Genomic DNA, 17,262 nt, shown 5'->3' on the forward strand with positions numbered 1-17,262 from the left:
CATCTTCCTTTCAAGCATAAGCCCCCGATATAATTTCGCTCATCTTTTATAAAAATAATAGAATGTCTATTTTAATCAACGTTTTATATCCTTATTTTAGCCTATCTGCCCTTGTCTTGGAAATAGTGTTACATAAGTGTAACACTTCCGTTATCTTAACCTTTTTCCTCACCATTCCACAAGCTTTGGCAAAAAAATGATCAACCCGATAATAACTGAAAAGATGGCAAACACCAGTACTGCGCCTGCTGCAAAATCCTTTGCCTGCTTGGCAAGCGGATGGGTCTCACTTGTGGCAAGATCCACAACCCGTTCAATTGCAGAATTCACCAATTCCAATGAAATCACGCCAAAAATGCAGATCAAAATCAGCATCCATTCCAGCTTCGAAAGCGCAACATACCAGCCCAGGCATAACACTGCAGCCGCTGCTGCAAAATGAATTCTCATATTTCGTTCAGACTTTAAAGCAGCCCATATTCCCTCAAAAGCAAAAAGAAAACTTTTATAAAATGGCTGTCTTTTCTTACGCTTCCCTGGAAAGGCCATACGCATCTAATATTTCCCTTTGTTTTGTGAACATCTGTTTTTCATCTTCCTCGTTCATATGATCATAGCCTAGCAAATGAAGAAATCCATGCAATGCTAAAAACCCAAGTTCACGTTCAAAGGTGTGGCCGTATTCTTCCGCCTGTTCCCTTGTCCTGTCAATGGAGATAATAATATCCCCCAGCACTCTCGGCATTTCCCCCCCGATAATTTCGACTTCATCCTCGCCCACTTCTTCAAGGGCAAACGATATTACATCTGTAGCCGAGTCTTTATGCCGGTATTCTTTATTAATTTCCTGGATTCTTTCATTGTCCACGAATGTAACGGACAGCTCGCTTCCTTTATCTATCTCTTCCTTTTCCGCCGCAAATTGCAGCACCTTCTCAACCAATTCGACTGACTTTTCGTCCAATTGTCCTGTTTCGTCCATAAAATCTATTTCTAAATTCATTTTGTCACCTTCTTTGTAAATTTGGCAGTTCCGGGTACTCGATCCTTGAATGAAAGATCCCGTTCAGTGTCTCGCATAATGAGTGCTGCACAATTTTTAATTCTTTCATAGTAATATCGCACTCATCAAATTGATGGTCATGTATCCGGTCGTCGATAATATGGATGACAAGCTCTTCTATTTTTTCGGGTGTAGGATGGTTCATGGACCGAACAGCTGCTTCCACGCTGTCAGCAATTCCGATAACTGCCGCTTCTTTTGATTGGGCTTTTGGGCCAGGGTAACGGTATTCAGCTTCTATGGTCCCTTCATCCTCCTTCATTGCCTTGTAGTAGAAAAATTTCAGCAGGCTTGTCCCGTGATGCTGTGCAGCAATATCAATAATTTCAGGCGGAAATTTGTGTGCTGACAGCATTTCCGCTCCATCAACGGCATGAGCGATGATAATATTTTTGCTCGTTGCCGGCGGCAGCTGGTCATGCGGGTTTTTGATATTCATCTGGTTTTCAATAAAAAACTGCGGCCGTTTCGTTTTGCCTATATCATGATAATAGCAGCCAACTCTGGCAAGAAGACCATTTGCCCCGATTGCCTCACACGCTCCCTCAGCAAGGTTTGCCACCATTACACTATGATGATAGGTTCCCGGTGCCTCGGTAAGGATCTTCCGAAGCAGAGGATGATTCGGATTTGAAAGCTCAATCAGCTTCATGGATGACAAAAATCCAAAGCCCAGCTCAAAGAACGGCAGGAGCCCTATTGTCAATACCGAGGATGCCAATCCCGACACAATGGCAGCAATGGTATAAAACAGATATTCCATTTTAGTATAATGCCCGTCCGTAATGAACAAAAGAGAAAAAACCAAAACAATATTCACAAGCGCCAGCAGCAATCCAGCCTGAAGGATTTTCGTCTTAAAGTTTTTCCTCGAAAGGATGATGATTGCTGCAATCCCGCTGAATAAAAAGTACATCCCTTTTGCAAAATCCATATTCCCCGGGGAATCTCCATTAAAAATCAATGTGCCATATGCACCAATGATAATGGAGATGGCCACTCCAAAGCGGTCATTCAGAAGGGTTTTAATCAGCATCGCTGACATGGCTGCCGGAAAAAAGTAGCCAAGATCCGTGAATCTGAAGCCTGTAAACAGGCTGATGATTTTCATTAGGGACAATGCAAGCACATAAACAAGGCTAAATATGAGCAGCTGATTATTTCTATGCTCTCCCTCGGTTTTGGATGATTTTACATAATAATAAAAAGTGCTTAAAATCAAAAAGATAAATAAAAACAGCCCGACAAAAGGCAGGATTGTTTTATCCGTGCTGAGAAAGCCGGCAAGTTCCAGCTGCCTGTATATTTCACGGTCTATCAGCTGGCCTTCCTCGACAATAATCTGCCCCTGCAGAATCCTGACAGGATCCACATTTTCCTGCGCAATTTTTCTTTGCTCCTCTGTCTTGTCCTTATCATAAAAAACATTTTGAATGATCGCAGAGCGTGCAAGCGTAGTGGCCGCTTCTCTCATTTCAGTATGTAAACTCGACGATCGTAATTCCTGTTCAGCCTTGTTTCGCGCCATCTCCACATCTACAGCGGTGACCCTGGAATTCATAACCTTGTTGACCGCAGTTATTACAGAGTCCTTCGCAATATTAAGCTCAGTGGCATCCGCGTTGGCCAGTGCTTCAAACACCTGATCCGGTATGTCCTTATTAACTTCATCTGTCAGCTTGCTCTTCAGCAGCGAAACCTTTTCCTGGACTGTTTTCACAGGAGATGTTTTGGAGCCGTCCGGATCCGCTTTATCCGCACTCAAAGAAGGAGCGGTTTCTTTTTGGACCTCAAGAGCCGAATCAAATATAGAGGATATTAAATCCACTTTATTTTGGGCATACTCCTTCTTCAGAGTATATATATCTGAAACCTGCTTAATGCTGTCCTCTACCTGTTCCTTCGTCTTGACGGGATCCTCAACCGTCTTGGTAGCCCGGATCGTTTGCTCCGCTGGCTTAAAAAGCTCTATATGAACTTTCTCCGGCTTAACATTCGTATACATCATTAAATAGGAAAACACGCCTAATACCACAAACAGCAGCAACTGAAATGACCGGCTGTCCATCAGCACCCTCACTCTTTTCACAAACCGCTGAAACCCGCCCAAAAAACCACCTCCGTAAATAGAAAAGCATTAAGTGCCCGTTCAGGCTCCAAAGCAAATAGGGATTGAACCGCGAAGCCGCACTTTGGCTTCCCGGGGCAATCATCTTTTGCACAGGAGACTGGGCACTAAGCTAGACATAGAAAAGCATTAAGTGCCCGTTCAGGCTCCAAAGCAAATAGGGATTGAACCGTGAAGCCGCCCTTTGGCTTCCCGGGGCAATCATCTTTTGCACAGGAGACTGGGCACTAAGCTAGACATAGAAAAGCATTAAGTGCCCGTTCAGGCTCCAAAGCAAATAGGGATTGAACCGTGAAGCCGCCCTTTGGCTTCCCGGGGCAATCATCTTTTGCACAGGAGACTGGGCACTAAGCTAGACATAGAAAAGCATTAAGTGCCCGTTCAGGCTCCAAAGCAAATAGGGATTGAACCGTGAAGCCGCCCTTTGGCTTCCCGGGGCAATCATCTTTTGCACAGGAGACTGGGCACTGAGCTAGACATAAAAAAGCATTAAGTGCCCGCATAAGCACAGGTCACAGCAAAGCATGGTTTATATTATCTTTCGCTGTCAAAATCTGATTATGTAAAATCATAACAGTTTTAAGAATTTATTTCATCCTACTTATGCCGGGAAAGAAAAATCCGCCAGCATATTATGTGCGGCGGATTTCCCTTTTTATTCGTTTGCTTCGTCATAGGCGGTGATGATTTTCGCAACAAGCGGGTGCCGAACAACATCGCTTTGTTCCAGGTAGGTGAAGGAAAGTCCTTTAACACCCTTTAAAATTTCCTCGACCCGTTTTAAGCCTGATTTTACGCCTTTGGGCAGGTCAATCTGTGTTCTGTCGCCAGTGATGACCATTTTTGATCCAAAGCCAAGCCGCGTCAGGAACATTTTCATTTGAGCCTGGGTGGTATTCTGTGCTTCATCCAGGATGACAAATGCATCATCCAGCGTTCTTCCCCTCATATATGCAAGGGGAGCAATTTCAATGGTTCCCCGTTCAATCATTCTTTGGGTCTGCTCCATGCCTAAAAAGTCATGAAGGGCATCATATAACGGACGGAGATAGGGATCTACCTTTTCCTTTAGGTCACCTGGCAGAAAACCGAGGCTCTCGCCCGCCTCCACTGCCGGCCTTGTTAAAATAATCCGTTTAACCTGGCCATTTTTCAAGGCATTGACCGCCATTACGACAGCTAAGTAGGTTTTCCCCGTTCCGGCTGGTCCGATTCCGAATACTAAATCCTGCTTTTTGATTGCATGCACATAATGCCTTTGGCCGATGGTTTTGACTCTGATGGATTTGCCTTTGGCCGTTTTTGCAATTTCTTCTTCGTAAAGATCGCCAAAGTATTCAAGCGTTCCTTTTTTTGACAGCTCAATGGCATAAATAACATCCCGCGAGCTGACGGAAATCCCTTTGCGGATAACTAAGAGCAAAGCGTTCAGGATATCGCCGGCAACAAGCGCCCGTTCTTCCTCTCCTGCAATCATGATGCCGCCGCCGCGGGTAATGACCGATACATTAAACTCTTCTTCAAGCACTTTTAAATTAGAATCAGCATTTCCCAGTAAAGCCTGGGCTTCATTAGGCGATTCGAGCTCTAGGTTTATTACTTTTACATCTTCTGGCATTCGTTAGTCTCCTTGAATGATTGGTTGTCCAGCTGCAATATTTTCAATTACCTGGTAATGTATAGATAATTTTACTTTACCATTCTCTATGCTTTCATGCAAAATTTTCTCTCCAGTTATCCTGGCATCATCAGGCAGCTTTTTCTCCAAATGTTTTTTTGCATCTGCCATTGCTTTTGCCACTGCTTCTTTTTCCGTATAAATGCGGGTAATTTCCTCTTTGCTCCGCTTTGTTTTTACTTTATAGGAAAAAGGAAGTTCCCATTGGAGGAAATGAAAAGGCTTGACTGTTTCTTCTTCTACATACTTCTTATATCCGGGATTTTTAAATCCCCAGACAGGAATGGACATATTCCAAAGCTTCAGATAGTGCCGGACATTTTCATCTCCGTTATATACGGAGAATTTAGTTGCCAAAGGAACCTCTGCTGTAGCTCTATACCACGTTTCACCCATGATTACTCCTTTTGCCGGAACAATCTTCGGACTTTCAGGGTTTCCGATGAAGCCGGAGACCAGCAGCTGTCCCTTGCCCACATAATCATGCACTTTAACCATAGATTGTCCCTTTTCCACAAACATATAAGTAATAACAGCTTTTTTTGAGGCAATCAGGTTTTGCGGAGAAGTTTTTTTCACAGCTTTAGGCTGTTTCTTTTCTACAACCTGGAAATGGAAGGTTGTCCCCTTCAGCTCCACCCCCACCCATGTCAAGGCACTGATACGGTCCGATAATTTGCGCTGGATCGTCTCCGGATCATCCACAAAAAATTGCACCTTGCCGATCTTGACTCCCATCCTGTCCAGCTCTTTGCGGATGGCATGCTCGGTCTGGGGCTTAGCATTATGAATCTGTATGCCCCAAACCATATTCGACAGCATGAAAATGCAAAACAAAAAAGCAAAAAGGCCTGCAACGAATCCGCTGTTTTTTCTCATGCGTTTCAGAAAAAACGGCCCTCCGAATCCTCCTTCGAACTTTACCTTGCAGTCACTTTTCCTTACCGCCTGCCTGAGCCGGGAAATCTCCCTGAATTCCATCAAAAAAAGGATTTCATCTGTTCCCGAGCGCCTGACATTCCATATCGGAATGCCCTGTTTGGTCAGCGTATTAATAAGACGCTCTATCCCCCGGCCATACGCTTTCACCTTGACATAGCCCTTATACTTGTTTGTCCATTGATTTTTCATGGGTCTCCTCCCCCAAGCTCACTCATTGATAAAATAAACCTTATCTATCGTTCCTTGAAGCATGATTTCTTCAGGCAAAATCGTTTTAATAACAAAGGCATTTCCTTTTATCAAAAGCTGCCCCTTTTTCAGCATCAGCCTTACTTCTGAATCTGTAAAAGTCAGGAGTCCTCTGTGATTTTCTATATAAATATGTAATTGGCCAATAATTGTAATGCGCGGCAGGTCCATCATGACATCTTGCGGTAGGTCCATGGTCTGCACCATTAGCCGTTTAAGTTTCTGCCCCCATTTTCGCGCCATAAAAAAAGAACCCCCTTTCATCTCAATGTATGAAATGAAAAGCGGTTCTAGCACATTTTTTTCTATCCTCGCCGGCCACGACCAGCAGTACCGCGCACCTGCTGAAGCGTACGCTTCGATCTCGGCGGACCCAGTACTTCGGCAAGTATGATCCCTTCCGCGAGTTTCTCCCTTGTGAAGGCTAAATCCTGCCTATACACCGGGCTGGATTCATCTCTGATTGCTGACGGGCGCACAGACATCATATTCTCCGCCCTTCGCCTTTGGCGTATTGCAGCGTCCTGCTGAGAAAGTCTTACAAGTTCTTCCCGGGCGCTTTCTTCCCTTAATGCTTCAGAAAGGGGTTTTTGCACCTGTTGTTTCTCGTGTACTTCTTCCCGCTTCCCTGCAGGTTCTTTCCTGCTTATTTGCTTCCGGTTATTATGCCCTCCAGCCGAATGCTTTTCTGTGCTTTTTTTTATTTTTCCAGCTGCAGAAGAAATGATTCCAATCAGAACAATAATGCTCCAAATGTTATTGAAGATCAAATCGGTCAAGGAATGCATCTAAACGCCTCCCTTACTTTTTATCTTTTGGATCTTTAGTCCCGTTGCTGATTGAATTTCTCATATCTGTATCTGCAGAAAGATTTTGATAGTTCATATAATCCATGATGCCAATGTTTCCATTCTTTAATGCGTCAGACATAGCTAACGGCACCTCAGCTTCTGATTCCACAACTTTCGCCCTCATTTCCTGCACGCGGGCAAGCATCTCCTGTTCAAGTGCCACAGCCATAGCGCGGCGCTCCTCTGCTTTTGCTTGAGCAATTTTTTTATCCGCCTCTGCCTGGTCTGTCTGCAGGATGGCACCGATATTTTTGCCGATTTCAACATCAGCAATATCAATGGACAAAATTTCGAATGCCGTACCGGAATCCAGTCCTTTCGAAAGAACGGTCCTTGAAATGATGTCAGGGTTTTCCAGTACCTTTTTATGACTTTCAGAAGAACCTATGGTTGACACAATGCCTTCACCGACACGGGCAATGACGGTTTCCTCACCCGCACCCCCTACCAGCCTGTCAATATTCGCACGTACAGTGATCCGTGCAATCGCCTTTACTTCAATTCCGTCCATCGCCACCCCTGCTATGAATGGAGTCGTGATTACCTTAGGATTAACACTCATTTGTACAGCCTGCAATACATCACGGCCGGCCAGGTCAATGGCAGCGCTCCGCTCAAAAGGAAGCTCGATATTCGCGCGTTGGGCAGCAATAAGTGCATTTACTACCCGGTCTACGTTCCCTCCCGCAAGATAATGGCTTTCCAGCTGGTTTGTCGTTACACTAAGCCCCGCTTTATGAGCCTTGATCAGAGGATTAACCACCCTGCTTGGAATAACACGGCGCAGCCTCATTCCCACAAGCGTGAATATGCTGATTTTCACTCCTGCCGCAAGGGCCGAGATCCAGAGCATAACTGGCACAAAAGTAAGCAGAACAGCTAAAACAATAACTGCAGCCACAATAATCAGTAATAAAAAAATAGTTCCAGAAGTCATTTCCAACGTCTTCATCCTTCCTGTTAGTCAAAGATTATTTATTTTATATCTCTCTTACAACAATTCGTGATCCTTCTGTTTTAACGACCCTGACAGCCGAGTTTTTTGAAATATACCCGCCTTCTGTCACCACATCTACCCTTTCCTCATGGATAAGTACAGTGCCGGCAGGGCGCAGATCTGTAAGGGTCATGCCCGTTTGGCCGAGAAGGTCGGAGCGGTCCGGACTTGAAACATATCCTTGTTCTGTATTCGTTGAATCAGTCAAAATGATTTTTTTGAAAAATTTCATTTCTTTACCAAACACCTTTACAAATAGTATGGCTGCAATAACGGATACCGCCAGTGCAATTAATAGTGAAATGGCCATGGCAACAGCACTTTCTGCGGCCAAAAATAAGCTGCCGACGATAGCGGCCAGTCCAAAGGCGCCAATGACCCCTCCTGGCACAAACAGCTCGAGAAGCACAAGGACGATTCCCGCTGCAAATAAGCCGATAGATTCATAACCAGCCATCCCGGCAACAAGATGGCCATAGAAAAACAGCACAATGGAGATTGTTCCAATGATGCCAGGAATGCCAAATCCCGGCGTAAACAATTCAATTACAATGCCAAGTAAAGCAATAGTCAAAAGAATCGGGACTACGACCGGATTGGTGATGAATCTCGCCAGTTTATCACCAACATTTTCATCGATTGGTCTCACATCTGCAGCAGTGATATCCAATTTTTCATATAGTTCATTTTTTCCTGAAACAGTCCCTTCACTATAGCCAGCTTTTTCAGCCTGTGACGAGGTAAAGGTGAGAAGTTTTCCTTTTCCAGCCCCAAATTCAGGCAAATCAACATTCTCATCTGCCATCGCCTGAGCGTAGAGAGGGTTGCGCCCATTTTGTTCAGCAGCCGTTTTCATGGCCGCAAGCCAGTAGGACTGCGCCTTTTTTCCTGCTGTATTCCCAGCAGAATCGATAACAGCCGCTGCCCCCATAACTGCACTTGGAACCATATAAATTTGATCCGCATTAAGCGCAATATAGGCGCCAGCCGATAATGCACGGTTATTCACATATGCAACGGTTTTAAGAGGCGTATTTCCCAGAATTTTCGCTATTTTCCCGGCAGAATCCACCAGACCTCCGGGCGTATTGATTTCAAAGATTACAAGACTGGCATGATCCTTTTCCGCCTTATCCAGAGCACGGGACAAAAAGGCATACAAACCGTCTTCAACAGTATTTTCGATAGGGACAATATAAACCGGCTTGCCTTTAGCCTCAGCTTGATGTGAAGAAAAATATGAGGGGATTAGAATGAACAGAAATAAAAAGAACACCAACGCCTTTTTCAGAAGCAGCTCCTCCTTTCACTTTTCCTGACTATCTACTTATTACGTATGTAAAACAAAAAAGTTTCATGAATAAAAATGCGTAAGCGCCTGGCAGTGGAACAAAGACTAAGAACGCCGCGTCCTGCGGCAACGTCTTTGTGACCCCCATCCTGGGGGCCTCCGCTAGCATAAGACGCATCAGAATAGAAGGCGCTTTTTGCCTTCAATTCTGATGTGGCTTATGACCTCGAGGGGCTAGGCGCTGGAGCTGGATTAATAAAAAGCGCAAGCGCCTTGTTCATAGGATCAAAGACTAAGATCGCCGCGTCCTGCGGCAACGTCTTTGTGACCCCCATCCTGGGGGCCTAAGCAAATAGGGTTTTGGACTTGGAAGGCGCTCTTTGCCTTCTGAGGCCAAAGCATCTTTCAAGGAGCGAAGGCTAAATGCTCTGCATCCTGCAGAAACGCCTTCATGACCTGCATCCTGCAGGCCTCAGCAAGCTAGGCGCTGGAGCTGGATTACAAAAAAAGCGCAAGCGCCTGTTCAGAGGAACCAAGCCACATCCAAAGCAGCCAAGTAAATGAATAGCAATTCATTTCGATTTACTAAAAAACCGCAGACAATTTGCATTGCCTGCGGTTTATAGTCAGGTATGAAATTATGAAAGGCGTTCAAGCACCAGTTTATTAACGATTGAACCATCCGCTTTGCCTTTTAATTTCGGCATAAGCGCTCCCATAACTTTACCCATATCAGCTTTAGATGATGCGTTAACTTCTTCAATTGTTGATGCAACAATTGAAGAAATTTCATCTTCTGAAAGTTGCTCTGGCATATATGCCTCAACGTATCCTATTTCGGTTCGGACTTTATCCACGAGATCGATTCGACCTGCATTTTCAAACTCTTGGAGGGAGTCTTTGCGTTGTTTTAATTCGCGAGAGAGCACTGTCAATTCATCTTCTGCTGTCATTTCCTGCTTGCCAAGCTTAATTCCTTCGTTTTGAAGGGAAGCTTTAACCATGCGGATGACAGAGAGTTTATCCTTTTCCTTGTCCTTCATCGCTTGTTTCATATCATTATTTAAACGCTCGAGAAGACTCATAATTCCACCCTCTCTTAGAATTTACGTTTTCTGGCAGCTTCAGACTTTTTCTTACGTTTTACGCTTGGCTTTTCATAAAATTCGCGCTTCCGTGCTTCCTGAAGCGATCCTGCTTTAGATACAGTACGTTTGAAACGACGAAGAGCATCTTCAAGCGATTCGTTTTTACGAACGACGGTTTTAGACATCTCTTTCCCTCCCTCCGAGAACAACACAATAAATCATAGTTGTCAACATGCTATAACATGTACTAAACCATTATAATATAAGCCCAAAGGCAGGTCAACTGAAATTGTGAAACTTCTTCGCTGTCCGGCAAAATGTTCCCTGTTTTACAGCGTGTTAAAAACCAGTCATTGGAAGATCAACTTGTCCATACACTGGTTATAAGAGGTGAGGCGGCTTGCGTATTTTACTGCTTTTTTCCCTATATATCGGTATGTTTCTGTTAGGGATGCTTGTGCTGAGAAAGGGTTTATTTCAGCTTTCCGGAGATAAATTAAAAGAATTTCTATCCAAAGTCACGGATGCTCCCTGGAAAGGTTTTTTGTCAGGAACCATTATTACAGGCATCCTTCAAAGCAGTTCCGCCGTCATGGTCATGACGGTTGGTCTCGTATCTGCAGGAAGCCTGACGTTTCCGCAGACAATCGGCATTATACTTGGAACTAATATAGGATCTACGGCTACCGCTGAATTCATGTCCTTTTCACTTGACCGCATTATCGTTCCCGGAATAGTTTTAGGCACTATGCTCCTGTTCATCCCAAAATCACTGACCCGGAGCCTTGGCATGGCCTTCATCGGGATATCTTCCATCTTTGCCGCTATGAGCGGTTTTAAAATGCTTTCGAGTAACCTTACAGCTTATCCCGCTGTAAATCTGGTATTGGTGGCCATGGAAAAAAACCTGTTTTTGGCCCTGCTGATCGGGATGGCCCTCACAGCGCTTATACATTCAGGCTCAGCCACAATAGGAATTGCCATGAGCTTTTTGATGGGAAATCAGCTGAATGTTGATACAGCCATCGCCATCATGCTGGGTTCAAATATCGGGACATGCATTACTGGATATATGGCAAGCATCGGATCAGGAAAGGAAGCAGCTTTTACGGCTTACGCACATATCTGGCTCAATGTTATCGGCGTGCTTGCATTTTTTCCTTTTATTCACCAGCTTCAGCAGGCTGCAGCATACCTTACAGATGCCAAGGAAACACAGCTGGCCCATGCAAGCGTCCTGTTTAATGCAGCAACTTCAATAATTGTGCTTCCCTTTTCGCACCACTATGCCCGTTTTATTTTATTTCTTCATAAGCCCCGTACTTAGAAAGTAAGCATCTTGACTCGCGGGGACAGAGAGGCTAGGCTCCAAGGGGTTTATCATCTGTGGAGAAAATCAAGTCGAACAAAAAAAAGCGTGCGGCAGGCAGAATACCCCCGTTCACGCTTTTCCTATCGTTATTTTAGTAGTCAGAATCAGAAGTAAGCCCTTTAATGATAGCAATGCCTGCACTTGCACCAATTCTGGTTGCTCCTGCTTCGATTACTTTATTGGCATCTTCTGTATTGCGGACGCCGCCTGAAGCTTTGACGCCGATATCCGGTCCTACTGTTTTTCTCATTAATGCGATATCCTCCGGAGTGGCTCCGCCAGTTGAGAAACCAGTCGAGGTTTTCACGTAGTCAGTACCTGCTTCAACGGCAATTTCACAAGCACGGACTTTTTCTTCTTCAGTAAGCAAAGAAGTTTCGATGATAACCTTTGTCAGTGCTTTGCCGGTTGCAGCTGCAACCACTGCCTGGATATCTTTTTTCACAGCTTCATTGTCTTTATCTTTTAGTGCGCCGATATTAATGACCATATCAACCTCATGTGCACCGTTTTCAATTGCATTTTTCGTTTCAAACGCTTTCGTTTCAGGTGTGTTGGCTCCTAAAGGGAAACCGATTACAGTACAAACCTTAACGTCTGAACCCTGAAGCAATTCGCTTGCATATTTGACCCATGTCGGGTTTACGCAGACAGAAAAGAAATGATGCTCTTTAGCTTCCTCGCACAGAATTCTTACTTGTTCTTTTGTTGCTTCTGCCTTTAACAGCGTGTGATCTATTAGGCCTGCTACATTTTGGCTCATAGTGAAACTCCTTTCAAAAACAGCTATTGAGATGTACGTACCTCTCAACTATAACATGTTTAAGATAAATTGACGAGGCTCTTTACATATTACCCAAAAAATAATATTAAACACGCTTTCACTAAAATTCATTTGTCCAAAGCAAAAACCCCCATCAGGATTGTATGCGGTTCATTCAATCCTGATGGGGGTTATCATATAGGTTATCTCTTAGCCAACGATTGCTTCTTTTAAAGGACTGTTCTCGATAACTGTAACAAATTGGCCCTCGCTGTGAGGATATCCAGCCTTTGTCACCTTGACCTTTACAATTTTGCCGACCATTTCTTCCGATGCCGGGAAAACCACTTTCAGGTAGTTATCCGAATAGCCTTCGTATAATCCGCTCTCAGGAGCTTCTTTAAAGCGTTCTTCAGGAATCACTTCCAGTACTTCACCTTCAAAGCGTGAAGCATACTCCTTTGCAAGCTGATCAGAAAGGGCAATCAAACGATGAACACGCTCATTTTTCACTTCTTCATCAATTTGGTCTTCCATTCTTGCTGCCGGCGTACCGGTACGTTTGGAGTAAGGAAAAACATGAAGCTCAGAAAATTTCTGTTCTTCAATAAAAGAAAATGTCTCCATGAATTCTTCTTCCGTTTCTCCAGGGAATCCTACAATGACATCCGATGTAATGGCAAGCCCAGGTAAGGCCTGTCTAAGCTTTTCTAAACGGTCCGCAAAGAATTCCATCGTATATTTCCGTCTCATCCGTTTAAGGACAGTATCGGAACCCGATTGGATCGGGATATGCAGATGGCGGACAACTTTATCGGATTTTGCCAGCACTTCAATCACTTCGTCAGTAATTTGGCTTGCTTCTATAGAAGAAATCCTTATCCGCTTTAATCCTTCCACCTGTTCTTCCATATCACGGAGAAGCATGGCTAGATTATAATCTTTCATGTCTTCACCATAGCCTCCCGTATGAATGCCGGTAAGCACAATTTCCTTATACCCTGCATCAACAAGCTGCTGCGCCTGGCGGATGACTTCCTTAGGATCGCGTGAACGCATAAGGCCGCGTGCCCAAGGAATGATGCAGAATGTGCAGAAGTTATTGCAGCCTTCCTGGATTTTAAGGGACGCACGGGTGCGGTCAGTAAAAGCAGGAACATCCAATTCTTCATAAACCCGATTTTTCATTATGTTGCCTACTCCATTGATCGGCTGGCGCTCTTGTTTATATTGCTCGATGTATTGAAGCATCTTGGTCCTGTCCTGTGTGCCGACAACAACATCAACGCCCGGGATTGCCATGATTTCAGCAGGTGAAGTCTGCGCATAGCAGCCGGTCACCGTGATAACGGCATCCGGATTTTTTCTGATGGCACGGCGGATGACCTGACGGCTCTTTTTATCACCGGTGTTGGTAACCGTGCATGTATTGATTACATAAACATCTGCAGGAGACTCAAATTCCACACGGTCATAGCCCTGTGTTTTGAATAGCTGCCAAATGGCTTCTGTTTCATAATGGTTTACTTTGCAGCCCAATGTATGGAAAGCGACAGTTGCCATTTTCATCACCTCAATAATTCTAAATGATAAGATACAGCCGCTAAAGCATATAGCGGTGCTGTTTCTGTCCTTAATATCCTTGGCCCAAGCCCGCAAGAAATAAACCCTGCAGCGCTTAGCTTTTCAATTTCAGCCTCTGACAAGCCGCCCTCAGGACCAAAGACAAATAAAATCCTCTGTCCGGGCACTGCCTTGCCAAGCAAAGATGCTAATATGCTGGTTTCTCCCCGCTTTGCTTCTTCTTCAAATGCTATCAGCTTCACATGGAAACCAGAAAGGTTTGCAAGCTCCGTCAGGGAAACTGGTTCTTGAACATTCGGCAAAATTGTGCGGTGGGACTGTTCAGCCGCTTCCTTTGCAATCTTCTGCAGGCGCTCTGTTTTTTTGCCGGCTTTTTTTTGGTCCCATTTTACGACGGAACGGGCCGCAATAAAAGGGATAAATTCTGCTGCACCAAGTTCAGTGCCTTTTTGGACAATATACTCCAATTTATCCCCTTTAGGTAGACCGCTCGCAATGGTTACAGAAACAGGAAGTTCTTTTTCTTCATGCTTCCATTCTATAACGTTACCGATCACCGAATCGCTGGAAATATCTGTTATTTCACAAACGCCTGCTTGTCCATCCTCTGTAACCGTAATGATTTTTGAGCCTGATTCCATTCTCATGACACGGGTAATATGATGAAAATCATCTCCGGAAATGGTTACAGTATTTCCTTCAACATCACATTTCCTCAAAAAATAACGCTGCATGCTGGCACCCGCTTTTTTAGTAATAGAATTTCCCGATTATCGAAAAAAAGCCGGAGCTGCGCTTTAATGATTTCTCTTGGCAATCAGCGCAACCCAGTCTTCCATTAGAATCGTTTCCTCAATGGTAAATCCGGAGGCGCTAATTGCATCCTTTACATCCTGTTTTTTAGCCTGAATGATTCCTGATGCGATAAAATATCCGCCAGGTTTTACTGCTTTAGCGACATCATCAGTAAATCTCATGATGACTTCTGCCAAAATATTGGCAACCACCACATCAGCGGCTTCATCGACGCCATCAAGCAAATTGTTTTGGGTGACAGAAACAATATCCTGTACCTTATTGAGCTTCACATTCAGCTTTGCTGAAGTAACAGCAACGATATCGAGATCCAGCGCCTGCACCTCTTGGGCTTCAAGCATAGCCGCCGCAATACTCAGAACACCAGAGCCTGTGCCGACATCTACAACCTTATCATGAGGCTTTACTGTGCGCTCAAGTGCCTGGATGCACATGACAGTCGTAGGGTGTGTGCCTGTTCCAAAAGCCATTCCCGGATCAAGCTCGATGATAAGTTCGTCGCTCTTGACTGGTGTATATTCTTCCCATGTCGGAACGATTGTAAATCTTTCCGAAATTTTCACGGGATTATAATACTTTTTCCAGGCAGTTGCCCACTCTTCTTCATTCACTTCGCTGATTGAAATAGAGTTTCTTCCAAGGTCGATATCAAAAAGGAGAAGATTATTGATTGCGTCCTTGATTTCCTCTACCGTTTCACCAAGAAAGCTGTTGACAGGCAGATAGGCTTTCAGGATTACACCTTCCTGCGGATAGTCCGCAGGATTGAGCTGGTAAATTTCACCGAATACATTTTCCCGTTCTTTTACCAAATCAGCAGGGTCCTCAATGACGACCCCGCTGGCACCTGCTTCATGCAGAATATTGGAAACCGGTTCTACTGCTTCATTTGTTGTGTGGATTGTTAGTTCTGACCACTTCATATTGAAAAACTCTCCTCTTATTCGCCTTTAAAGGCACGCTTTACTTTTGAAAAGAAGCCGTCTTCGTGTTCATCAGGTGCAGATTGACCGCTGATTTCAGAGAACTCCCTAAGCAATTGCTTTTGTTTATCAGTTAATTTTTTCGGTGTAACAATCAAAATGACCACATGCTGGTCTCCCTGGCCATAGCCCCTGACATTGGAAACACCTTTACCTTTCAGGCGGAAACGAGTGCCTGTTTGCGTGCCGGCAGGAACTTTGAGCTTTACCTTGCCGTGCAGGGTCGGTACTTCTATTTCGTCACCCAAAGCTGCTTGAGTAAAGGTAATTGGCATCTCACAATAAATATCGTCGCCGTCACGCTCGAAGAATTCATGGCCGCGAACATTGAATACGACGTATAAATCTCCTGCAGGACCGCCGTTTGCACCTGGTTCGCCCTGGCCTGAAACGCGCAGCTGCTGGCCATCATCGATACCGGCCGGAACCTTCACGCTGATTTTTTTGCGTTTTTGAACCTTGCCTGCTCCGTGGCATGTTGAACATTTATTCGGAATGATCTTTCCAGTTCCCTGACAATGATGACAGGTGCGGCGATTCACAATCCGCCCGATTGGTGTATTTTGTTCTACATTTAGCTGCCCTGTTCCGTGGCAGTGCGAACATGTCTCAACCTTAGTGCCAGGCTTTGCGCCTGTACCGTGGCAAGTATCGCAATTTTCTTCACGCGGGATTTCAATTTCCGTATCTTTTCCGAAAACAGCTTCTTCAAAAGAAAGTGTCATTGTGTATTGAAGGTCTGAACCCTGCCTTGGTGCATTCGGATCTCTCCTTCTGCCGCCACCGCCGCCGCCAAAGAACGTGCTGAAGATATCTTCAAACCCGCCAAAACCGCCGCCGCCAAAGTCCTGGCCGCCAAAACCGCCAAAGCCCTGATTAGGGTCTGTATGCCCAAACTGGTCGTAATGGGCTTTCTTTTGTTCATCGCTCAATACTTCATAAGCTTCCTTGATTTCCTTGAACTTGTCTGCCGCATCTGCTTCTTTATTAATATCAGGATGATATTGTTTGGAAAGCTTGCGGTATGCTTTCTTTATTTCATCTTTGGAAGCACTTTTCGACACTCCCAATACCTCGTAAAAATCACGTTTGCTCATAGATTAATCCACTCCCGATCCGTTTCACATAAAGATAATATTATCATTTTTCAAAGTTAAAGTGCAAGGTAAAAAGTAAGCCCGGCAAATGACTGCGCCCATCATTTAACGCAGGACCCTATATCATATGCATACAGCTTCATCCATTTCTCGTGAATGGGAAAATTAACCATATTTCCAATTACATCTTCCCGCCATTAAGAATACCATTTTCAGACCAGGGGACTTTGGCCGGCAGCCCACCCTTGGAATCCCGCACCTGCAGAGATAAGCAATAGGTCTCATTTAAAAAAAGCCAAAGCCAAGAAACCCTGACTTTGACTTTTTTAATGGTAGCCAATTCAGCCATTTTAGGCTGAA

17 protein-coding genes are annotated in these 17,262 nt (G+C 44.6%); 1 reads left to right on the plus strand and 16 read right to left on the minus strand.

The features are described from left to right. Positions 1-168: 168 nt before the first annotated feature. The 11 genes from ACN6MY_RS18105 to rpsU form a co-directional block, all read right to left on the minus strand. Positions 169-555, minus strand: a complete 387-nt coding sequence (locus tag ACN6MY_RS18105) for a diacylglycerol kinase family protein (RefSeq protein ID WP_419881426.1) — start codon at positions 553-555, stop codon at positions 169-171. Further along, on the minus strand, positions 527-1,003 hold the full coding sequence (ybeY, locus tag ACN6MY_RS18110; protein WP_419881427.1) for an rRNA maturation RNase YbeY: 477 nt from the start codon (positions 1,001-1,003) through the stop codon (positions 527-529). Before ybeY ends, ACN6MY_RS18105 begins: the two co-directional genes overlap by 29 nt. A gap of 4 nt (positions 1,004-1,007) precedes the next feature. Continuing rightward, positions 1,008-3,173, minus strand: coding sequence for an HD family phosphohydrolase (locus ACN6MY_RS18115; protein WP_419881428.1), 2,166 nt, complete (start codon positions 3,171-3,173; stop codon positions 1,008-1,010). Positions 3,174-3,846: 673 nt separating this feature from the next. Then, a complete protein-coding gene (locus ACN6MY_RS18120) occupies positions 3,847-4,809 on the minus strand; it encodes a PhoH family protein (RefSeq protein ID WP_419881429.1) in 963 nt (320 codons plus the stop codon). Between the two features lie 3 nt (positions 4,810-4,812). Next, positions 4,813-6,000 (minus strand): sporulation protein YqfD, encoded by a 1,188-nt coding sequence (gene yqfD, locus ACN6MY_RS18125; RefSeq protein WP_419881430.1) that lies wholly within the window; start codon positions 5,998-6,000, stop codon positions 4,813-4,815. Positions 6,001-6,018: 18 nt separating this feature from the next. Further along, positions 6,019-6,303: a sporulation protein YqfC gene (gene yqfC / locus ACN6MY_RS18130; protein WP_419881431.1), complete on the minus strand. Its 285-nt coding sequence runs from the start codon at positions 6,301-6,303 to the stop codon at positions 6,019-6,021. Between the two features lie 62 nt (positions 6,304-6,365). After that, positions 6,366-6,848 (minus strand): hypothetical protein, encoded by a 483-nt coding sequence (locus ACN6MY_RS18135; RefSeq protein ID WP_419881432.1) that lies wholly within the window; start codon positions 6,846-6,848, stop codon positions 6,366-6,368. Between the two features lie 13 nt (positions 6,849-6,861). Next, complete coding sequence (gene floA, locus ACN6MY_RS18140) at positions 6,862-7,848, minus strand: flotillin-like protein FloA (RefSeq protein ID WP_419884209.1); 987 nt, start codon at positions 7,846-7,848, stop codon at positions 6,862-6,864. Between the two features lie 43 nt (positions 7,849-7,891). Then, entirely contained in the window at positions 7,892-9,184 is a 1,293-nt protein-coding gene (locus tag ACN6MY_RS18145; RefSeq protein WP_419881433.1) for an NfeD family protein, read from the minus strand. A 653-nt stretch (positions 9,185-9,837) separates the two neighbouring features. After that, positions 9,838-10,284, minus strand: a complete 447-nt coding sequence (locus tag ACN6MY_RS18150) for a GatB/YqeY domain-containing protein (RefSeq protein ID WP_419881434.1) — start codon at positions 10,282-10,284, stop codon at positions 9,838-9,840. A 14-nt stretch (positions 10,285-10,298) separates the two neighbouring features. Continuing rightward, the gene (gene rpsU / locus ACN6MY_RS18155; protein WP_028391853.1) at positions 10,299-10,472 is read right to left on the minus strand and encodes a 30S ribosomal protein S21; all 174 of its coding nucleotides are present in this window, start codon (positions 10,470-10,472) and stop codon (positions 10,299-10,301) included. A gap of 215 nt (positions 10,473-10,687) precedes the next feature. On the opposite strand from rpsU, the gene ACN6MY_RS18160 reads away from it, so the two are divergent. Further along, positions 10,688-11,614, plus strand: coding sequence for a Na/Pi symporter (locus ACN6MY_RS18160; protein WP_419881435.1), 927 nt, complete (start codon positions 10,688-10,690; stop codon positions 11,612-11,614). A 136-nt stretch (positions 11,615-11,750) separates the two neighbouring features. Here ACN6MY_RS18160 and deoC read toward each other — a convergent pair whose 3' ends face one another. From deoC to dnaJ, 5 genes are all read right to left on the minus strand, one after another. After that, positions 11,751-12,422 (minus strand): deoxyribose-phosphate aldolase, encoded by a 672-nt coding sequence (gene deoC / locus ACN6MY_RS18165; RefSeq protein ID WP_071350719.1) that lies wholly within the window; start codon positions 12,420-12,422, stop codon positions 11,751-11,753. Positions 12,423-12,632: 210 nt separating this feature from the next. Then, positions 12,633-13,985: a tRNA (N(6)-L-threonylcarbamoyladenosine(37)-C(2))-methylthiotransferase MtaB gene (mtaB, locus tag ACN6MY_RS18170; RefSeq protein ID WP_419881436.1), complete on the minus strand. Its 1,353-nt coding sequence runs from the start codon at positions 13,983-13,985 to the stop codon at positions 12,633-12,635. A 5-nt stretch (positions 13,986-13,990) separates the two neighbouring features. Continuing rightward, the gene (locus ACN6MY_RS18175) at positions 13,991-14,740 is read right to left on the minus strand and encodes a 16S rRNA (uracil(1498)-N(3))-methyltransferase (RefSeq protein WP_419881437.1); all 750 of its coding nucleotides are present in this window, start codon (positions 14,738-14,740) and stop codon (positions 13,991-13,993) included. A 63-nt stretch (positions 14,741-14,803) separates the two neighbouring features. After that, positions 14,804-15,745, minus strand: coding sequence for a 50S ribosomal protein L11 methyltransferase (prmA, locus tag ACN6MY_RS18180; protein WP_419881438.1), 942 nt, complete (start codon positions 15,743-15,745; stop codon positions 14,804-14,806). A 17-nt stretch (positions 15,746-15,762) separates the two neighbouring features. Then, a complete protein-coding gene (gene dnaJ, locus ACN6MY_RS18185; protein ID WP_419881439.1) occupies positions 15,763-16,902 on the minus strand; it encodes a molecular chaperone DnaJ in 1,140 nt (379 codons plus the stop codon). Positions 16,903-17,262: the final 360 nt, after the last annotated feature.

The sequence above is a fragment of the Peribacillus sp. B-H-3 genome, from assembly GCF_048572925.1.
Lineage (GTDB): Bacteria > Bacillota > Bacilli > Bacillales > DSM-1321 > Peribacillus.